Below are 17,915 nucleotides of genomic sequence, written 5' to 3'. Positions count from 1 at the left end.
AAAGATGTTTTCGGATATCGTTTCTTCAGAACTAAAATCCTTGAGATCCTATGCGCAGTTGTTGCTGGGATCGATTGATGCCGGCGACCAGGTAGTCTGCGATGTATTGGGAGACTTGATCGGATCAGTCCAGGCCGCAGGCTCAACGGGCGTGGATCGGGCATGCCTGTTTCGTCAAGTTGACCACAGGCTGCATCAGATCGCCCAAGCCCATTCGGTGAATGACCGTGTCCATCCCATTCTACATGGATTGGAGGTCGCGGACCGGCGAGTGCTGTTATTGTCCATAATCGGCGGATTTGGGACGGAGGATTTGGCGCGGATCACCGGTTTACATGTTGATGAGGTCACCCACATTATTGCTCGTGTTGAGCCAGTTGTTGCAGCTGCCTCACGTACCGGCGTGCTGATCATTGAAGATGAGCCCTATATGGCGGAGCTGCTTTCCGTGCTGGTGGAGCAAACTGGTCATTGGGTCGCTGGAGTTGCTTATACGCGCGACGAAGCCATGACCTTTGCAGAAAAGCGGGACATTGGATTAATCCTCTCGGATGTAGATTTGGGCAACGACGTCTGTGGCTGGACAGTCGTTCACAAAATTCGCGAAACTCTCGGCTATAGGGTGCCGACTATTTTCATTACGGCGCACCCCGAGCGGTTGGAGGAAGACGGGTGTGAGAATCGGGATGGGGTGGTACCAAAGCCGTTCGATATCTGGCGCGTACGGGAAGCTGTGAACAACGCCGTGCACTTGAACACATCCATTTTTGCCTAATGTGGCTGAGTTCGACGGGGTTCGCCTAAGGCAGGACCGCGTCGTCGCGTAGGTCACTGTTGGTCGACGCGATTTTGACGCTGACAACATATGCCTTTTCGTTTTCCATGTTGGCAAGGATCAGGCCGGCTTGGTCGCTCGGGATGAGCCGCAAGAAGCCCGCTGCGAAGCCGGCGTCCATTTGGTTGAAGATCCCTGCGGCCTGATCTGGTTTCATTGCGCCGTACATCTGGGCAAGGTGCTGGATGTCCTCATTGGCCGCCTCTGCCATGTGTTGCCATCTATCGTCCAGCTGGATCTGGATTGATTTGAGGTCTTCGGCCTGCTGGTCCAGTTCCATCTTCCGGTTCTGAAACTGGATTTCTTCCGCTCGCAGGTCCGAAATGCGTTGCTCGATAGTCTTCTGGTCTTGCTCCATGGCTTCGACGAGGTCGCCTGTAAGACAAACCTTCCGCACAGTATCGGAATCGTCGACATAGCTCTTGGGCAGCACGTCAGATGGACGGCTGCTGAGTGATTCCGCACCTGTCGTTGCAAACGCCTGGGGCAACCACCGGGTCCCGCCTGCGATCGTGAACAAGGCACCGATCGTCAGAAGAACATGAGTGCGTCCGCTACTCTTTATGCCCATAGCTCTCATATACCCTTTTGGTCTTGATCGTATCATCGTCTTCGAAAAGATAGTCGGAACTGTCCAGACTGGAGGCTGCCTGGTTAGCGACGGCTTCAAGGCGCTTGGTCAGCCGCGTGATCTCCGCGACCCTATCTGATGACTGAGCAAGTGCGTCGCGTACTGTTGTGCGAATCTCGGCATCAGCTGCCTGAATCTTGCGGGAGATCTCCCGATCCTTCATTTCGAGTGCATCTTTCAACTCCGTCAGCTTCTTGCCAGCGTCATGCGCCTCAGTGAGGATTGCGGTAAGTCGAACTGCTATTTCTCCAGATTGAGCCTTCGCTTCGTGTCGCGCTGATGAAACTGCGGCGACTGATTCGGACATGGCGCGAATGGATGCGCCCAAGCCATCCTTGGTATTTTGCAGGGCCTTGAGCCTGCGGCTGAGCAGGGCACAGTAGAGGCAAGCCGCAAACGAAACGAGAAAGAGCGCTATGTCGGAGGGATCTAGAGGCATCATCTTACCGTAGCAGGAATTCGGTTACGAGCACGCCGTGCGAAGCATCCGCACCGAGCACAATTTCGGATCGCATTGCGAGTTGCTCCCTCATCTTCGGGTAGAAGTCAGCTGACTCGAAATCAGAGAGCTGAAGTGCACGGAGGTAGCCGACGAAAGCATCGACCAGCATGGGTTCGGCTTTCTTTACCGCGCTGACATGACTGTTGTCTGAGATGACAGAAGTCTTGATCTTAACATAGCGAGTGGCCGGCTCATTACCTATCGTAACAAGGATTTCTTGCAACTCTACATAGACGTGATCTTCCAGTGCGAGCGGCGTATGAGCCGGCTTGCCACCTTCGCCTGGCGCACATGCAAGTGCTGCCGCAGGGGCACTGGGCGACAAAAAGTAGACGACCCCAAATGCGCCAGCCATGCTGACGACAGCCAATACCACAAGCGGGATCAACCCACCGCTGGAAGACTTTTCTTCAGTAAGTTCTGTGTTCGCGTCAGAGGCCAAAACGTTACCCAATAAAAAATTGCTGCTGACAAAGGCTTATTAATTTCTGGGTAAAGGAAGCGTTAATGATTTCGCGGAAAATATTAACCAATGGAATGATGGCGTTGGGATCGGGGTTTTCTGGCCTATGAAACTTTTAGACACACTGAAGGCGCTATCAACGGCGCAGAAACTCGCACTTGTGGGTGCAGTTGCCGGTGTGGTCTTCGCCATGTCGTTGCTCGTTCAAGGTGCGGTCAAGCAGCCCATGGGCCTGCTGTATGCCGGACTGGACCCGACGCACACCGGTGAAGTGATCGCTGAGCTCGAAAAGCGCGGCGTCGAATATGAGATCCGCGGCGAGGCGATCTTTGTTCCGAACTCCGATCGCGACTCGGTTCGTTTTGCGCTGGCCAAGGACGGGCTGCCGCAGCAGTCTGTCAGCGGTTATGAGCTGCTTGATGATGTGAATGGTTTCTCGATCACGTCGGAAATGTACAATGCGACTTACTGGCGAGCGAAGGAAGGCGAACTGACCCGCACCGTGCTGGCCATTCCGGGTGTATCATCCGCCCGAGTGCATATCGGCGCCAGCCTTCGATCGGGTTTTTCCCGATCCGGCCCATCACAAACTGCATCCGTGACCTTGGTTTCCAGCAACCGGATCAGTGCGAGCCAGGCTGAGGCTATCCAGTACCTCGTCGCCCTCGCCGTGTCCGGACTCGATCCGGCCGATGTGGCCGTGATCGATCCGAAGCGAGGTATGCTGGCGGGGCCCAATATCGACCGCATGGAAGAACCGGGAATCGTCGCCGAGGGCCAGTCGAGCACTCTGGAACAAAAGATTCTGCGCTTGCTGGAGGCCCGTGTCGGTCCGGGCAATGCGCGCGTGTCCGTGACGGTTGATGTCAATCGCCAACGCCAGCGCGTGTCCGAAGTGGTGTTTGACCCGAATTCCCGCGTAATTCGCAATCGTACCAGCAATGACACCAGCGAAGCCAGCGGTGGTGGGGGAGGAGGTGTCACCGTGTCCAGTAATCTGCCGCAAGGAGCCGGAAGCCAGGGCGGCGGTAACAGCACGGTGAAAAACTCGACCGAGAGTGTTGTCTACGACATCAATGAGACACGCCGTGAAACCGAAACATTACCGGGTGAAATCGAACGTATTTCTGTCGCTGTACTGCTAAACGAACAAGTCCTCGGTTTTGATGCCAACGCCGAAGATTCTGCTCCCTTGATGCGCAGCTTGGTGGCCGATTTTGAACAATTGATCCTTTCTGGTGCCGGCCTTAACGCTGATCGGGGGGACTCTCTGACCGTAGACTTGATGCCGTTTCAGGAACTGGAGGTCGAAGAGCTCACACCCGCTCCCGGTCTCGTCGAGACCCTTACGGAGCGCTATTTCTGGTCTGCCTTGCAAGCCATTCTGCTGGGTTTGGTTGTGATTGTTCTGGGCTTCGGCGTTGTCCGGCCCTTACTGGCTCAGGGAGCAAAATCTGATCTGGGCACTGACGCAGGTGCAATCGCAGGCACGACCCCGGCGCTTACGAATGATCCAGTCGACCCCTTGGATTATCTGAAAGACTATACTCGGGAGCGCCAGGATGAAACAGCAAGCCTGCTTCAGGAGTGGCTGAACGAAGACCGGAAGGCGCTGGTCAATGAGTGAGTCGCCTTTCGCCAACCTGCCGAGATTTGACCAGACTACTGACGATACGGCTGGCACCGCCAGTACAATGGCGGATACTGTAACCGCTGTAGATTTTCATGAGCCCGAGGCGCCAGCCGAGATTGTGCCGGCGCTCGATCCGAATGTGGAAGTTCTCTTGACGCGATTGTCGGAAGAGATTGAGCGTACGAATGATCTTCTGCTTGTTCAAACAACGAACTGGGTTACCGCGATAGCGGAAAAGTTGTTCCCGGAACTTTCAAAAATGTTCTTGGCAGAAGAGATTGGTCGACAGTTGCCAAGCCTGTTACCGGAATCGGCAAAGCGAGTGGAAATCACGGCTCCCGAGCTTCTTGCAAATGATATTCAGGATGTTGTTCAGCGCTCAAATAAACTTGCCAACCGGTGCCTCGTTTCTCCGACGCCTGCATCCGAGCGCCAGGGTGTGGAAGTGTCCTGGGTGACGGGTGGATTGTCGTTGGAATTCGACGGGTTGCTGGAGGCCTGCCTTGGCCGACTGCAGTCTATGCAAACGAATCAGAAGGAAACATTGTGATGGCTATTCCCGAAATGACGCCTTCGGACGAAAACATGATTGAGCAGGATGAGGCCTTGCCGGGCGGCAAAGTCTATCGATCCATCTATAACGTTCCGGTCAATGTGATCGTCTCCATCGGCCAGAAGCGTCTGACCGTTTCTGAAATACTGGATTTGAAACCGGATTCCGTGATCGCGCTCGCAGCGCGCATAGAAGACCCTGTATCTCTTTCGGTAGACAACCGGCTCATCGCGCGAGGCGAGTTGATTGAGACGGAGGAGGGTGGTTTAGGCGTAAAAATCACGGAGATCGCGGAGGATCCCGATGCTAAGGGGACTTGAACACCTGCCGCGATTTGCTGGCGGCTTGTTCATACTAATTCTCCTGTATGCGCTTTCCGGCGCAGCTTACGCGCAATCCGTTGATCCAGCTCAGATAACCATTCCGGATGGATTCCTTGGGAATGGCGGCGAGGGCGGACTCAGCGGCTCTGTCGTACTACTGCTTGTTCTGGTGACAGTGCTCAGTCTGGCGCCAGGCATCGCCATGATGGCGACCTGTCTGCCATTCATGATCATTGTCTTTTCATTTCTGCGTCAGGCCATCGGCGTACAGCAAGCGCCTCCAAACATGCTCATTATGGCGCTTGCCATGTTCCTCACCTTCTTCGTCATGGAGCCAACCTTCATGGAAGCATGGTCTTCAGGCATCTCTCCATACATGGAGGGTACAATTGACGAGGGACAGGCCTGGACGGCCGCGACAACGCCTTTCCGTGAATTCATGACGGCCCGTGTCGATCCAGAAACCATCCCTGTTCTTGCCGATGCGGTGAACCGCCCTGTGGTGGAAGGGGAGGAGCCAACATTCGCTCTGCTTTCGACGGCATTCATGTTGTCCGAGATCAAGCACGCATTTCAGATCGGCTTCGTAATTTTCCTGCCATTCCTTGTTATTGATCTGGTCGTCTCATCTGTTCTGATGGCAGTCGGCATGATGATGGTGCCGCCGACCGTGGTTTCGCTTCCTTTTAAGGTTGGATTCATAGTTCTGGCGGATGGCTGGTTGAAGATAACGGAAGCACTTTTGCGAGGATATGCCGGATGAGTTCGGTCGTAGAGTTGAAACAACCGACCCAAAGGCAGGCTGTAGCCAGAACAGGGCCACAGACTGGTTCCTCGCGCATTGCGGGTCTGACGCGTGCACAGAAGGCTGCTGTGGTCATTGCCATGCTTGGTGAAGCCGAGGCACGTCCCATCGTTGAGCGTCTTGATGACCAGACCATGGCCCAGGTTGCTGCTGCGTTGGAAACGGTTTCCAAACTTCCTCGGGAGCAGCTTGTTGAGATTGCAATCGACTTCCTGAAAGAATTGCGCGCCGCGAGCGGTTCGTTCTCCGGAGGACAGGACAAGGCTCGTGAAGTCATCGCGAACATCCTCGATCAGAAACGCTATGATCAGATATACGGTACTGGCGAGCCACAACAGGAAGTCGTGGTGGAAGAGGTTGGCGATACCTGGGAGCGGCTTGAGAATTATGATGCGCAACAGGTCGCAACCTATTTTCTGACACTGACCCCCAATATCATCGCGCTAATCCTGCGCCGATTGGATGTCGCTGCGGCATCGGAAATTGTCGGCTTTCTGGGTGAGGAGCAACTGGACCCGGTGGTCGGTCATCTGGTCGAGGATGAGGCGCCAGACCCGGAAATCTATTCCGTGCTTGCCCACATGGTCGAGATTGAATTGCTGAACAATACTGAAGCTGGTCCGGGCGCAACCGAAGATACGGCTCACTTGGAATCCATTGGTGAAATGCTCAGCCTTGTCCCGAGCGACAAGCGTGATCGGATCATGGCCTTCCTCAGTAGCGAGCATGAAGGCAAGATGAAAAGCATCGAGCGCGTCATGTTTACCATCAGCAGCCTGCCGGAAATATTGCCCCGAGAAGCTGTTGCAATTGTATTCCGGGAACTTGGCGAAGAGACAATGGTCCAACTCCTTGCAAGTCTCCGCGAGGGTGGATCGGAAGTTTCGGATTATTTGCTCGGCAACATCTCGTCGCGCTTGGCGGACCAGTATCGCCTACAGCTCGAAGACGTGGGAAAAATATCTGCTGAGAAGGGCGAGAAGCTCCAACGTCAGTTCCTGATGTCCCTAATGACCCTCAAGCGGGAAGGGGCGATCAAGGTCGGCAAGCCTGAAGAAGACGAGGCCGAGTAGGGCCTGACACGAATAAGTTCCTGTCCAACTTGTCTTACCAGTTCAACGGATGATCAGGTCTGCGTGAAGGGCGCCCGCTGCTTTCATTGTGCGAATGATATCGGCAGTTTCCTGAGGCGTAACCCCTAGCGCATTCAGCCCAGATATCAACTCTGAGAGTGACACGTTTGGGTTCAGCATCGCAATATTCTTACTGCCGGTCTGGCCGATTGTGATGCGTGAGCGGGGCAGGGCGATGGACTCGCCTCGCGCAAACGGATTCGGCTGGGACACAACGGGGCTTTCCACCACCTTGATAGAGATGTTGCCCTGAGCAATCGCAACTTTGGAAATGGTGACATCCTCGCCAAGTACGATCGTACCGGATTTCTCATCAATCACTATTCGCGCCGGCACAGACACGCTGACGGGCAAGTTTTCGATATCTGCGAGGATACGGGAGGGCGTCCCATTGATCCCGCGAAGGTCCAGATCAATCGTGCCAGGATCACGAGTATAGGCGATCTGGGCACCATAGGCCGAGTTGATGACGTCTTCGATGCGGGCGGCTGTCGTGAAATCCGGATCGCGCAGGGCGAGTGTCAGGCTCTCGCGGTCATTGAAGTCATAGCCGATTTCACGCTCGATGCGGGCCCCATTCGGGATGGCGCCTGCTGTCGGCGTACCACGCGTTTCGCGTGCGGCGGCGGCTTGAACATCAATACCGGAGACGATGATGCTACCTTGAGCGACTGCATAAACTTCATTGTCTGCGCCCTTCAGGGGCGTGAGGATCAGGGTGCCGCCCTCAAGGCTCTTGGCGTCTCCGATCGAGGCGACCGATATGTCTATGGTCGATCCATTACGTGCAAAGGAGGGTAGCGTGGCTGTCACAAGAACAGCTGCGGCATTGTTGGGCTTGATATCCTCACCTTGGACATTCACGCCAAGGCGCTCAAGCATGTATGTCAGCGAGTCTTCTGTGAACGGTGAGTTTCGAACTGAATCGCCCGTGCCATTGAGGCCGACCACGATACCATATCCGATAAGATCGTTTTGCCGCACGCCTTCAACATCGACGATATCCCGAAGGCGGGTTTGCGCATCGGCAGGGGCGGAACCCCCGAAGAGACCAAAGCAGAGCGCGGCGATGAGGAGTGTTTTCCGAAGCATCATTTTTAGCCCAGATAATTCAGGAGTGACAGTTGGGACAGGCGGGCAGTAATCAGATAAGACGCTTCCAACGTCGTCTGCAGCGATTGCAGCTCCGTTGCGGCTTCATACTGGTCTCGCGCAGTCAGATCGTTGAATGACGCAGTCAGTAGTGTTTCTTCCGTGTCGAGCGTTTTTTGTTCGATCGCATTCCGCTCTTCATATACGCCGAGATCTGCCCGTAGATTGGTGATTTGCGTTTCGCTCGACGACAGGCTCAGAGATGTCTCCTGAACAAGCGTTTTGTAACCGTCCAAAGAGGCGAGTGGGCCATCCGGACCCGAGATTGCCAATACGGTCAAATCTCTGATGAGCGACTTGATTGCGTCATTATCTGCGGTAACGCTCTCCGGGTCGGACGCGGTCGTGCTGCCTTGGTAGATATTCTGTAACCAACCGCCTGTTGGCGAGGTAAAATAGTCATCTAGCTGAGTCGCGAAGTCGGCACTGTCGGTTGCGCTATCCGCAATCAGCTCGATGTCAGCCAAAAGTGCGGACTGATCGGAAAAGGGAAGTGTGGATGTAGCGTCTCCTGCGAAGAGGAAGCGGTCTCCATATCGCGCATTCAGAGACGAGAGCGACGCGGACAGGGCGGCCTTTGCGTCCCGTGCTGCAATACCCACATCTGTTTCATGCTCGCCGCCGATAGCGCTCAGCATGTTTGCGGCGATGCCACTTGAACTCTCTTGAACCGTGCCCAGGCTTGTTTGGATCAGCGACAGTCGGCTCGCGCGCAGGTTGAGGACTTCGCGATCAGTTGAGATGTCTGCCAGCGCCTTCTGACCAAGCATGGCCTTACCGATCCGGCCGGATAGATGAAGCGTAAGGTCCTCATATCGACCCGTCGTGGCCTCTGTCGATGTTTTGCCGATCTGGGTCCGCAATTCAGAAATGTGCTGACCGAGGCTGGCAGTCATCAGGCCGGAGGAAATAGAGAAGCGGTCCATATCAGATCTCCATCAGCTTCTGCATCATCTGGTTCGCAATCTCGATGACCCGGGCGTTTGCTGCATAGGCCTGTTCGATTGCTAGCAGGTCCTGCATCTGACTATCGATATCGACACCGGTCTCAGACAATTCGGCCTCAATCAGTAGGTCGTGCTGAGTGGATGCCGAAGAAAGCACTGATTCGTGAGAGATACGGGTTTGTCCGGTGAGTGACGCAACATGTGCAACCAATTCGGTTGCAGAGAAGCCGCCCTGGATACCGTTCGAATTCATCGATTGTATTTTGGTGAAGGCGTTGGACATAGCCGAAAGAATGGAGTTGTCTCCGGGCGGGCCCTCAACTGCGGCGCCGATGCCATCCCTCAATCGCCAAAGGCTACCGCCTTGGGCCGGGTCAACTTGGGCGTTCAGGTCGATGCGACCAGCGAGACCCGGATCGCCCGGCGTGCCTGTGTCGACAAACAGGCCGAACTCGCCGGGTACTTTTGTCGGATCGATCGAGTCATCGGACAAGCGGGTCACAAGATCGTTGGCGATCGTATCGAGTTGGGCCCCAAAATTTGGAAGGTCTGTGTCGCGCAAGGTGAAGAGCGCGCCGAACATACCACTCGATATGGCGGCGTAACTGGACGCACCGGGCGTCAGTTCCTGCCCATTCACCGAGAGGCCCGAAAGTGCACCATTGTCCAGTGTCATATCCGCGCCAAATGAATTGGCGGGCGAGAATTCCAATTGCTTGGCAGTTCCCGCAACGAGGTAGACGCCTTCGACAGTTATGACGTCCACAACGCCACCATCGCGCGGAATCGCTTCGATCGGCAGATATTCTGCGATTGTATCAAGTGTTCTGTCGCGGTCATCCATCAGTGCGGCGGCCTGGGATGTCGAGCGGTCCATGCCCGCCAGCAAACCGTTGAGTTCTTCGACCTGTTTCAGCGCGGCATTTACGACGTTCACGCCGTCTGCGATCTCGCGATCAGCTTCCGAGCGTTGCTGGCTGACCAGTTGCGAGAGATTGTTCAACTCCGTCACAACAGCATTGGCCGAGTCCAGCAAAGCAGCCAGTTGGGTGCTGGACTCCGGAGAAGTGACCGAGGCAGACAGGGCCGCCTCAAACTTGGAAAACTTGCTGAAAAGCCCGGTGCCTTCAGCGTCATCCCCTATGCGGGATGAGAGCACCTGCCATGTGCTGGCCATTAGGCTGGACTGTGCAACATCGCTGGAAATGCTTCGACGCTCTGCAGAGAGCGCAGAATCGGCAGAGCGCGAAATGCCTGAAGCGGCCACGCCGCTGGTGCGGCCGCCAAGCAAAGTTTCGCCCACCAGCACAGACCGCCGGACATAGCCCGGCGTTGATGCGTTTGCGACGTTCGTGGCGACAATGTCGGCCCGAAGGCCAGATACCTTCAGGCCGGATTGTGCTGCGTTGATGGCGTGGGAAATACTCAAAGCAGAGCTCGCCTGTCAGAGTTTCGGATCAGCGCTTCAGATTGGTTGTCTCTTGTAGCATCTCGTCGACCGTCTGCACGATCTTCGCGCTGGAAGAGTAGGCGCGCTGTGTTTCGATCAGGTCAGTAAGCTCCGCAGCGATATCGGTTGTGGATTCCATAAGGGCGTAGCCCTCGATGCTGCCCACCGGCCCGGTCCCAGCGTCCCAGAGGTACAAATTTCCGCTTTCAGCAGAAACACGAAAGGCCTGACCGTCCAATGCCTTCAGTCCGTTCATGTTCGGAACATCACCAACCGGGATCTGGTAGAGGGTCCGGCGGAAGCCGGTATTGTAGATGGCTTGCAGATAGCCGTTCTCGTCAATCTCAACGGACTGAAGGTCACCGATGGGTGCCCCGTCCTTGCTAACCGAAGTTGGTGAGAAGTTGGCGGAGAGCTGAGTGATACCCGCGCTGTCATTCGGTCGGCCGATGAATACCTCGACATCACCGTGGGGCAGATTCAGCGTTACGGTGCCGGTCGTATCATCATAGGTCGCACCGTTGGACGCGGTGACACCACCGGTGTCGATACGGCCGCCATTTACAGCGCTGTCGGAGAAGTTGACGGCCAGATCGCCAATCGAAACGGCCGGGTCGCCTGCGCTATCGAATATCTCCACCGACCAGGCATTGCTTGAGCCTGATGCGGGAACGTTCGGGCTGAATTCCAAAGACAATGTTTGGGCCCGGCCCAGATTGTCGAAGTACTCTATCGGCAGAGTGTAGCTCTCACCCGTTCCACCAGCTGTAGTAGCATCGGCCGGAAGGTTGATGCCGAGTTCGATGCGCGATGTTGGGGAGGCAGTATACTGGGATGCCGCAATGTTGACAGGCTCAAGGTCGGTACCGCTATTACGGCTGACATTGCCGATTTCACCGTCGGAGTTCGCAGGCCAACCAAGCAGGAAGAGCCCGCTCTGCGTCCGGAGGTTTCCGCTTTCATCTGCGTAGAATGAGCCCGTTGGAAGCATCATCAGGCTGCGCTCCGACGAAAGCGAATTCACGCCTGTATTGTCCGTAACCGGAACTAAACCGCGGCCCGAGACCGCAAGGTCGGTTGCGTTGCCCGTAGAGATGAGTGATCCGGTTGCGGCAATGTCCTTGAAGGCCGTAACCCGGACGCCGCCTGCGGCGTAAGCAGAGGACTGCTGTTGCAGAACCATGCTTGAAAAATCAACTTGACTTCGCTTGTAGCCGTAAGTTGATGAGTTAGCGATATTGTCAGAAATGGCGGAAAGACGGCTTGAATTTGAGTTCAGCCCCATCACGCCCGCATTCAGGGATGAAGAAATGCTCATGGTCGACTCCTACGACAGATGTACTCTATCACTGGAGCGGATTTGTTAATAAGCAGATAACCTTGATTCATCTTTGGACTGGCCGTCTGTCAGGATGATGATCGATATCCTTCGGTTTTGGGACGCCGAAGGATTTTCCGGAGCGAGTGGATCAGTATCGGCCCGGCCGGAGACCTCGCGTAACCGTGATGGCATCATGCCTTTTTCGAGCAGAAGCTTGCGGATGACGTTGGCCCTGTCGGTGGACAGGTTCCAATTGTCGTAGTTCGCATCCAGACGGTATTGCAAGCTGTCGGTATGGCCAACAATCTTGATGTCATTACGAAACGCGTCAAGCGAACCGGAAATCGACGCCAGCAATTCCTTAAGCAGGGGAGTGGGGTTGCTGTTGCCAACGGCGAACAGGGGGGAACTATCCGAGTCAATCACTTCGAGCACCATGCCTTCAGGAGACATCTTGATCATCAAGTGCTCGGAAAGCTGTTTGGACTTTTCGCCCAGTTCTTGTCTGAGGTTTTGGAGATTCTGTGCGACTTCTTCCTTGCTGGCGCCGGACTGGGCTTCTTTTCTAGGTGAGTCGACAGTTTGTTGGCGCGTGCCGCCCGTGCCCATCTTGGCGTAAGTGTCTTCGGTGAACATGGAAGAACCGTTCAGTCCATCAGATCCACCGCCTGAGATCCGGCTGATCGGGATAGTCGGGTTGAAATAGTCGGCAATACCTTTTCGCTGATCTTCCGTGGTTGCGTTTAGCAGCCACATTAGCAGAAAGAACGCCATCATCGCGGTGACAAAGTCAGCATAGGCAACCTTCCAGGCGCCACCATGGTGACCGTCACCTTTGACCACCTTCTTGCGCTTGATGATGATAGGTTGCGTATTTGTCGATTTAGGATCGACCATTTGGTGTCCGCCCTGTGTTCAAGAATGTCCGTAGTAACAGGGCGAAATCAAATTACGGATAATCCCGGACGGCCGTTTGATGCGGTCTTGGTAACTATTCAGCAACCAAATTACTGAATTCCTACCAACGGAACTGGTATTCATATTTGCGGGTGTCTTGTGTCTTCTGTGCTGCAGAAAAAGATAGAAGCTGCGGGAGGCTTACCTCCCGCTGTCCGGCTGTGCGACGCGCTCTGGGCAACGTTATCTTCTGCGATCGGCCACTGGGCCAAGGATGTTTACGGCTTAACCATCATTCCATCCATTTCTAGTCAGAAAGTCCTAACGGGTAGCCAACCTGCCCAATCTTTTGAGGGGTCATATGCGTTTGTCTCTGTTTCGGAGGCTGTCGGTCCGGTTGTGGCCGTCGCAATCAACTCTATGGGTGCCCGCAAGTATGCGGCAACGCGGTTGCGTCAGGATGCAAGTACTCTGAAGAGCGCCCCGGACCTGTTTCTGCGGCTTATGTCCGAACATGCTGCGCGCGGATTATGGTCCCGAGTCGTCGCTTCGGCGACGCAGCAAGCGACCGCCAGCCCACCTCATCTCGCCGATTTCTCTGCCTCCGGTGACACATTCAGTCAAGACATCACGTACTTGAGCGTCGTCTATACGCTTGGCGGTGATGGTGGTGAAGACAGCTGGTTGATGGAAGGCGGTGACGATGCGCCAGAGATTCAGCTGGTCTTGAAGATGGATGACGTAAAAAAGCTTGTCCGCACACTTCAGGAGCGTGTGGAGCCAAAGACCGCTCCTGATGAGACTGGTCGGGATGTCCTGCGGGAGCGGATGCGGAGCACGACGGTCGTGCTCGATGCTGTGCTGGAATCCATGCCGATGACGATTGGCGAATGTTCACAACTGGAAGTGGGGCAGGTGATCACGCTACCAAATGCCAAGATGGACAAATTGGTTCTGAGCGCGGACACGGTCAGCGGCTCTTTGCCCATTAGTCAGGGCGAATTAGGTGCTTGGAAAGGTTTCAGAGCGCTCAAGTTGCGTTCGCCGGTTCCGGAAGACGTCATCAGAGAAATTGCGGAAATTTGAATCAGTCCCCGTGTCAGCGGAGGAATCGAAGGAGTTTGTAGGTGAACGCAATAGCAGGTCTGGTTGTCACGGTGGTGATGGTCTTCGGCGGGTATATGCTTGCTGGCGGACATCTGGATATCATCATGCATTCGCTTCCGTTCGAGATGATGATGATCGGTGGAGCAGCCACAGGTGCCTTTCTTGCCGGCAATGACATGACCACGATCAAGCATGCTGGTGGGGACATGGTCGCCGCATTTGCAGGACCCAAATGGAAGAAGTCGGACTATCAGGACCTGCTGTGTCTGATGCACGAACTTCTTAATGTCTTGAAGAAGAATCCAGTGGATATCGAGACGCATATCGAAGCTCCGCAGGACTCTGATATTTTTGCCAAATACCCCAAGATTCTGAAGGACAAGCGCGCGATCGAGATGATCTGCGACACCATCCGTTCCATGATCATGAACTTCGACAATGTGCATCAGGTAGAAGAGCTTCTGGAGAAGCAGCTGGACAGCCTGATCGAAGAGAAATTGCACGGATCGCACGCCCTGCAGAACATGGCCGATGCCTTGCCTGCCCTGGGGATTGTTGCGGCAGTTCTCGGCGTTATCAAGACGATGGCATCCATCGACAAGCCACCGGAAGTTCTGGGCGGCATGATTGGCGGCGCGCTTGTTGGTACCTTCTTGGGCGTTTTTCTCGCCTATGGCATCGTCGGACCATTCGCGACACGTGTGAAACATATTCGGCTGGAAGAACATAATTTCTATTCAATGATTGGTGAGGTCCTTGTGTCGAACCTCCACAAAAACCCGGTCAATATCTGTGTCGAAGTGGCCCGTCGCCACGCACCGACGCGGGTACGCCCATCGTTCAATGAAGTGGAAGAAGCGATCCGGGGGTTAAAGCAGGCCGCGTGATGACGAGTCGCCTCTCCTTGCTAGCCGGGCTCGCCTTGATGGCGGGCTTTTCGGCGTTTGCTGAAGCGCCCGAAACAGCGGAAGATGCCGGGCGTGCGACCGAAGCAGATGAGCTTTCCGTGAATTTTCGAGAGTTCGTTGATGAGGCGATAGGGGAGGGATTGTTGACGCCGGCAGATCAGGCGCCGGTCTCCGCGTCCGCGCCCTCGGAGCCTACGCAATTGTTTCGCGGCCGGTTGTCGCCGACCGACGCTGCTGCGCCGGTAGAAGTCGATTCAGCCTGCATCAGCGACGCCGTCCTCGACCTTCAGGCTTTTGAGGAGTTCTCGACCTACGAACATTTCCTGAATTGGCGTGCTGAGCAGGTTGCCACGGGCATTAGCCTGACGCCAGCAGACGTGGCCATGGCGTATGTATCGATAGGTCTTTATGCTGAGGGGCGCCTTCAGGTGTCGGGGATGGAAGACACTGATAGTCGCTACATCCGCAATCTGTCTCGCCTGCTCGAGGACGGTTCGGTGCCTGACATCGAGCTGTTCGAGCAGGTCGCGGCCTGCAACATGTATGGTGACATCTGGTTGTCGCTTGCGCGCCTGTCGCTGCTCGACGAGAAAGGCGTGGATCTTCTGGACCTCAATCTCATGAGCTATCGGCGGTTGCCGTACCGGCTCAAGGTACGCACGGCCTCATTGGCAATCCCTTCTCTTGATCGCATGGGAAAAACCCTCCTTTCAGAGAAACTGATGGCGGATTTTTCGGCAGAAGAAATCAGACGGTCGCAGCGCCTGGCGTTTACCCGCGCGATGATTGACATGAACCAGGGCGGCATCGAGCGAGAGCGCCAGCTTCGAGAATTCCTCAATGTTCCAGAATTGCGTTCCGAGACAGCAGCCGTCCTCATGCGGCATGGCTTGCCGGTTGAGGCGAGCTTGCAGGACGAACTTGTTGGTGATCTCCTGAAGAATGTCCAGCAACTGCCGCGAGGATCAGATGTTCGCGCAAGTCTGGAGACGATGCTGAAAGGTCCTGGAGAAATTTCTGATTACGAAATGATCTCCGAACTTGCTGAGCTTCCTGCCATGCAGGACCCTGAAACACGCAAACTCTTGGGGAATCAGCTGGCCGCCCGTCTCCAGAAGGATTTTGAAGGTGCCGATCGTCTTGCCAGCCTGGCGGCGATGAGCGCCGTGGGGGAGAATGAAGACATACTTTCTGGCAATTCTGGTCACGATCAGATCGTCGAGTCTGCCGCCCGATTCGCAGGAAATATTGGCCTTTTGAGCGTCATGACAGCCTTGTCGGAAGACATTCCTGACAGCGAAGGCCTCACATCGGAACGGGCAGCCCTGGCCTTCCGCATGCAGGATTTCGCGAGTTTGCGAGATCTCACACAAACCCGATCTGACAATCCCGATGTTATGCGTCTTGCTGCCATGGCTGCTGTGCTGACCAACGACCGGGCCTGGCTCGCCAAAGTTGCCTCGAGAGTTGTGTTGGACACGCCAACCGTGGTCGACCTCATTGAAACAGATGCCGCTTCCGGCAATTGGATCCTACCGGCGGCAGTCTATTCAGCTGCAGAGCGGATTACTCAGGAAGACTATCGGCCGCGTATTGATGCCGTTCTCGCTTTGAAGTTTGGCAAGGCCGAACCGAGGCTCCAGCGTATCAAGTTGAGTGAGATTCCGGAACATCTCGGTCAAATCAGCGCGGCGCTAAATTCGAATTTTCAGGAGATGCCCTGATGTCTAATGCGATCTATGCGGCTCTGACCCGACAAGATGGTCTGCTTCGAGAGATGCAGGTAATTGCCAATAATATGGCGAACTCCAGCACAACTGGGTTCAAGTCCAACCATGCCATTTTTGCGGAGCACATTGCTGCCGTAGGCGACCAGTCTGAGAGCCTGTCCATGGGCAGCCTTGCCGGGCATAATTTCGACCTTTCCCAAGGCGGAATGAAGCATACGGGCGGTCAATTCGATCTCGCCATTCATGGAGACGGATTCTTTGTTCTTGATACGCCGGCCGGCGAACGTCTCACCCGCTCTGGGGCTTTCCAACTGTCAGCAGAGGGCAACCTTGTTGACGCCTTTGGCCACCAGGTCCAAGGGGCCGGCGGCGGAGCGATCGCGATCCCGCAGGAAGTTACCAGAGTTTCAATTGCTCCCGATGGTACCCTTTCGTCTGGCGAAGAAATATTGGGGCAGGTTGCGGTCGTCATGCCCGATGGCGAACTCAATCAAGAGGGCGGCACCATGTTTGCAGCTCCGAATGGTCATCAGCCAATCGAAGAGCCCTCAGTGATCCAGGGCACGCTGGAACAATCCAATGTATCCTCAATCCTCGAAGTATCTCGCTTGATTGAGGTGCAGCGCGCTTATGAGGCTGGTCAGACACTGATCGAGAAAGAAGACGATCGGATCAATCAATTGATCAAGACGATACGCCAGCTGTGAAGCTGGCTTAGAACCGTAGGGGAATGAAATGAAGTCATTGCAGATCGCCGCGACAGGAATGGCCGCTCAACAGATGCGCGTCGAAGTCATTTCGAACAATATCGCCAATATGAGCACGGCGGCCTATCGCCCGCGCACCGCCGAGTTCTCGGACCTCATGTACCAGCAACATCTTACGCCAGGCACGATCACGTCGCAGGTTGGTACCGTCGTTCCGGCGGGTATCCAGCTGGGTACCGGCGTAAAGCCTTCATCGGTGTCCATGGAAATCACTCAGGGAAGCCTCCGCCAAACGGGCGCGGAGCTTGACCTTGCGATTGACGGAACGGGCTTTCTTGAGATCACGCTGCCGTCTGGAGAGTCTGCCTATACGCGGGATGGCAAGCTGAACCGAAGCGCCGAGGGTGAGATCGTCACAATGGATGGATTCCCGCTGGCAGATGGCTTGGTCATTCCGGAGAATGCGCGAAGCGTTGCCATCAGCCGAGATGGCGAGGTGGTAGCCTATTTCGACGATGGATCTGACGGTCAGGCCATTGGGAACATCTCGCTTGTCCGCTTCATCAACGAAAAAGGCCTCGAGGCCATGGGCGACAACATGTTCCGAGAAACCGAAGCCTCCGGTCCGGCTAACCAACTCGTGCCGGGGACTGAGGGGATGGGGCTTCTTCGCCAGGGCTTCCTCGAGGAATCCAGCGTCGACGTGGTTCAGGAGATTTCGGAACTGATCGAAGCCCAGCGAGGCTATGAGCTTAACTCAAAGGTTATTACCGCAGCTGACGAGATGTTGGCTGCCACAACACGAGTGAGGTAACAGG

Annotated in this window: 19 protein-coding genes; 11 read left to right on the top strand and 8 right to left on the bottom strand. The window is 55.3% G+C overall.

Going from position 1 to position 17,915, the window contains the following annotated elements:
- Positions 1-4: 4 nt before the first annotated feature.
- Positions 5-775 (top strand): response regulator, encoded by a 771-nt coding sequence (locus B2P82_RS11955; protein ID WP_290497173.1) that lies wholly within the window; start codon positions 5-7, stop codon positions 773-775.
- A gap of 25 nt (positions 776-800) precedes the next feature.
- Here the strand turns inward: B2P82_RS11955 and B2P82_RS11950 are convergent, their stop codons facing one another.
- Genes B2P82_RS11950 through B2P82_RS11940 form a run of 3 tightly spaced genes read right to left on the bottom strand, consistent with a single transcriptional unit; the run spans position 801 to position 2,422 of the window.
- A complete protein-coding gene (locus tag B2P82_RS11950) occupies positions 801-1,406 on the bottom strand; it encodes a MotE family protein (protein WP_290497171.1) in 606 nt (201 codons plus the stop codon).
- A complete protein-coding gene (locus tag B2P82_RS11945; protein ID WP_206991618.1) occupies positions 1,390-1,908 on the bottom strand; it encodes a hypothetical protein in 519 nt (172 codons plus the stop codon). Before B2P82_RS11945 ends, B2P82_RS11950 begins: the two co-directional genes overlap by 17 nt.
- Position 1,909: 1 nt before the next feature.
- The gene (locus B2P82_RS11940; RefSeq protein ID WP_290497170.1) at positions 1,910-2,422 is read right to left on the bottom strand and encodes a flagellar basal body-associated FliL family protein; all 513 of its coding nucleotides are present in this window, start codon (positions 2,420-2,422) and stop codon (positions 1,910-1,912) included.
- Positions 2,423-2,537: 115 nt separating this feature from the next.
- On the opposite strand from B2P82_RS11940, the gene fliF reads away from it, so the two are divergent.
- The 5 genes from fliF to B2P82_RS11915 are packed head-to-tail and all read left to right on the top strand — an operon-like array spanning position 2,538 to position 6,818.
- Complete coding sequence (gene fliF, locus B2P82_RS11935; protein ID WP_290497169.1) at positions 2,538-4,058, top strand: flagellar basal-body MS-ring/collar protein FliF; 1,521 nt, start codon at positions 2,538-2,540, stop codon at positions 4,056-4,058.
- Positions 4,051-4,614: a hypothetical protein gene (locus tag B2P82_RS11930; protein WP_290497168.1), complete on the top strand. Its 564-nt coding sequence runs from the start codon at positions 4,051-4,053 to the stop codon at positions 4,612-4,614. The genes fliF and B2P82_RS11930 overlap by 8 nt, the downstream gene beginning before the upstream one ends.
- The gene (locus B2P82_RS11925) at positions 4,614-4,937 is read left to right on the top strand and encodes a FliM/FliN family flagellar motor switch protein (RefSeq protein ID WP_206991614.1); all 324 of its coding nucleotides are present in this window, start codon (positions 4,614-4,616) and stop codon (positions 4,935-4,937) included. Before B2P82_RS11930 ends, B2P82_RS11925 begins: the two co-directional genes overlap by 1 nt.
- Positions 4,921-5,703 (top strand): flagellar type III secretion system pore protein FliP, encoded by a 783-nt coding sequence (gene fliP / locus B2P82_RS11920; protein ID WP_206991613.1) that lies wholly within the window; start codon positions 4,921-4,923, stop codon positions 5,701-5,703. The genes B2P82_RS11925 and fliP overlap by 17 nt, the downstream gene beginning before the upstream one ends.
- Positions 5,700-6,818, top strand: a complete 1,119-nt coding sequence (locus tag B2P82_RS11915; protein ID WP_290497166.1) for a FliG C-terminal domain-containing protein — start codon at positions 5,700-5,702, stop codon at positions 6,816-6,818. Before fliP ends, B2P82_RS11915 begins: the two co-directional genes overlap by 4 nt.
- 42 nt (positions 6,819-6,860) lie before the next feature.
- Here B2P82_RS11915 and B2P82_RS11910 read toward each other — a convergent pair whose 3' ends face one another.
- Genes B2P82_RS11910 through B2P82_RS11890 form a run of 5 tightly spaced genes read right to left on the bottom strand, consistent with a single transcriptional unit; the run spans position 6,861 to position 12,645 of the window.
- Positions 6,861-7,973, bottom strand: coding sequence for a flagellar basal body P-ring protein FlgI (locus B2P82_RS11910; RefSeq protein ID WP_242517422.1), 1,113 nt, complete (start codon positions 7,971-7,973; stop codon positions 6,861-6,863).
- Between the two features lie 2 nt (positions 7,974-7,975).
- Positions 7,976-8,956 carry a flagellin gene (locus tag B2P82_RS11905; protein WP_290497164.1) on the bottom strand — a complete coding sequence of 327 codons (981 nt, stop codon included), beginning with the start codon at positions 8,954-8,956 and terminating at the stop codon, positions 7,976-7,978.
- Position 8,957: 1 nt separating this feature from the next.
- Positions 8,958-10,406 carry a flagellar hook-associated protein FlgK gene (gene flgK, locus B2P82_RS11900; RefSeq protein ID WP_290497163.1) on the bottom strand — a complete coding sequence of 483 codons (1,449 nt, stop codon included), beginning with the start codon at positions 10,404-10,406 and terminating at the stop codon, positions 8,958-8,960.
- Positions 10,407-10,434: 28 nt separating this feature from the next.
- The gene (locus B2P82_RS11895) at positions 10,435-11,745 is read right to left on the bottom strand and encodes a flagellar hook protein FlgE (RefSeq protein ID WP_034814647.1); all 1,311 of its coding nucleotides are present in this window, start codon (positions 11,743-11,745) and stop codon (positions 10,435-10,437) included.
- Positions 11,746-11,790: 45 nt separating this feature from the next.
- Complete coding sequence (locus tag B2P82_RS11890; RefSeq protein WP_290497161.1) at positions 11,791-12,645, bottom strand: flagellar motor protein MotB; 855 nt, start codon at positions 12,643-12,645, stop codon at positions 11,791-11,793.
- A gap of 168 nt (positions 12,646-12,813) precedes the next feature.
- Here B2P82_RS11890 and B2P82_RS11885 point away from each other — a divergent pair, with 168 nt between their 5' ends.
- Genes B2P82_RS11885 through flgG form a run of 5 tightly spaced genes read left to right on the top strand, consistent with a single transcriptional unit; the run spans position 12,814 to position 17,911 of the window.
- On the top strand, positions 12,814-13,731 hold the full coding sequence (locus tag B2P82_RS11885) for a FliM/FliN family flagellar motor switch protein (protein WP_290497160.1): 918 nt from the start codon (positions 12,814-12,816) through the stop codon (positions 13,729-13,731).
- A 41-nt stretch (positions 13,732-13,772) separates the two neighbouring features.
- Positions 13,773-14,639 (top strand): flagellar motor stator protein MotA, encoded by an 867-nt coding sequence (gene motA, locus B2P82_RS11880; protein ID WP_206991607.1) that lies wholly within the window; start codon positions 13,773-13,775, stop codon positions 14,637-14,639.
- Positions 14,639-16,384: a hypothetical protein gene (locus tag B2P82_RS11875; protein ID WP_290497159.1), complete on the top strand. Its 1,746-nt coding sequence runs from the start codon at positions 14,639-14,641 to the stop codon at positions 16,382-16,384. Before motA ends, B2P82_RS11875 begins: the two co-directional genes overlap by 1 nt.
- Positions 16,384-17,097 carry a flagellar hook-basal body complex protein gene (locus B2P82_RS11870; protein WP_290497158.1) on the top strand — a complete coding sequence of 238 codons (714 nt, stop codon included), beginning with the start codon at positions 16,384-16,386 and terminating at the stop codon, positions 17,095-17,097. Before B2P82_RS11875 ends, B2P82_RS11870 begins: the two co-directional genes overlap by 1 nt.
- A gap of 28 nt (positions 17,098-17,125) precedes the next feature.
- Positions 17,126-17,911 carry a flagellar basal-body rod protein FlgG gene (gene flgG / locus B2P82_RS11865; protein WP_034814657.1) on the top strand — a complete coding sequence of 262 codons (786 nt, stop codon included), beginning with the start codon at positions 17,126-17,128 and terminating at the stop codon, positions 17,909-17,911.
- Positions 17,912-17,915: the final 4 nt, after the last annotated feature.

Origin of the sequence: Hyphomonas sp. UBA4494, from assembly GCF_002388935.1 — a bacterium.
In the GTDB taxonomy this organism is placed as follows: Bacteria; Pseudomonadota; Alphaproteobacteria; order Caulobacterales; family Hyphomonadaceae; genus Hyphomonas.
Note: the sequence above shows the minus strand (reverse complement) of the source record. Positions and strands in the feature narration are given on the sequence as shown.

Excerpts from the sequence above, each read along its gene's own strand:
- B2P82_RS11955 (WP_290497173.1), top strand. The coding sequence starts at position 5 with ATGTTTTCGGATATCGTTTCTTCAGAACTAAAATCCTTGAGATCCTAT.
- B2P82_RS11950 (WP_290497171.1), bottom strand. The coding sequence starts at position 1,406 with ATGGGCATAAAGAGTAGCGGACGCACTCATGTTCTTCTGACGATCGGT.
- B2P82_RS11945 (WP_206991618.1), bottom strand. The coding sequence starts at position 1,908 with ATGATGCCTCTAGATCCCTCCGACATAGCGCTCTTTCTCGTTTCGTTT.
- fliF (WP_290497169.1), top strand. The coding sequence starts at position 2,538 with ATGAAACTTTTAGACACACTGAAGGCGCTATCAACGGCGCAGAAACTC.
- B2P82_RS11930 (WP_290497168.1), top strand. The coding sequence starts at position 4,051 with ATGAGTGAGTCGCCTTTCGCCAACCTGCCGAGATTTGACCAGACTACT.
- B2P82_RS11925 (WP_206991614.1), top strand. The coding sequence starts at position 4,614 with ATGGCTATTCCCGAAATGACGCCTTCGGACGAAAACATGATTGAGCAG.
- fliP (WP_206991613.1), top strand. The coding sequence starts at position 4,921 with ATGCTAAGGGGACTTGAACACCTGCCGCGATTTGCTGGCGGCTTGTTC.
- B2P82_RS11915 (WP_290497166.1), top strand. The coding sequence starts at position 5,700 with ATGAGTTCGGTCGTAGAGTTGAAACAACCGACCCAAAGGCAGGCTGTA.
- B2P82_RS11910 (WP_242517422.1), bottom strand. The coding sequence starts at position 7,973 with ATGATGCTTCGGAAAACACTCCTCATCGCCGCGCTCTGCTTTGGTCTC.
- B2P82_RS11905 (WP_290497164.1), bottom strand. The coding sequence starts at position 8,956 with ATGGACCGCTTCTCTATTTCCTCCGGCCTGATGACTGCCAGCCTCGGT.
- B2P82_RS11895 (WP_034814647.1), bottom strand. The coding sequence starts at position 11,745 with ATGAGCATTTCTTCATCCCTGAATGCGGGCGTGATGGGGCTGAACTCA.
- B2P82_RS11890 (WP_290497161.1), bottom strand. The coding sequence starts at position 12,645 with ATGGTCGATCCTAAATCGACAAATACGCAACCTATCATCATCAAGCGC.
- B2P82_RS11875 (WP_290497159.1), top strand. The coding sequence starts at position 14,639 with ATGACGAGTCGCCTCTCCTTGCTAGCCGGGCTCGCCTTGATGGCGGGC.
- B2P82_RS11870 (WP_290497158.1), top strand. The coding sequence starts at position 16,384 with ATGTCTAATGCGATCTATGCGGCTCTGACCCGACAAGATGGTCTGCTT.
- flgG (WP_034814657.1), top strand. The coding sequence starts at position 17,126 with ATGAAGTCATTGCAGATCGCCGCGACAGGAATGGCCGCTCAACAGATG.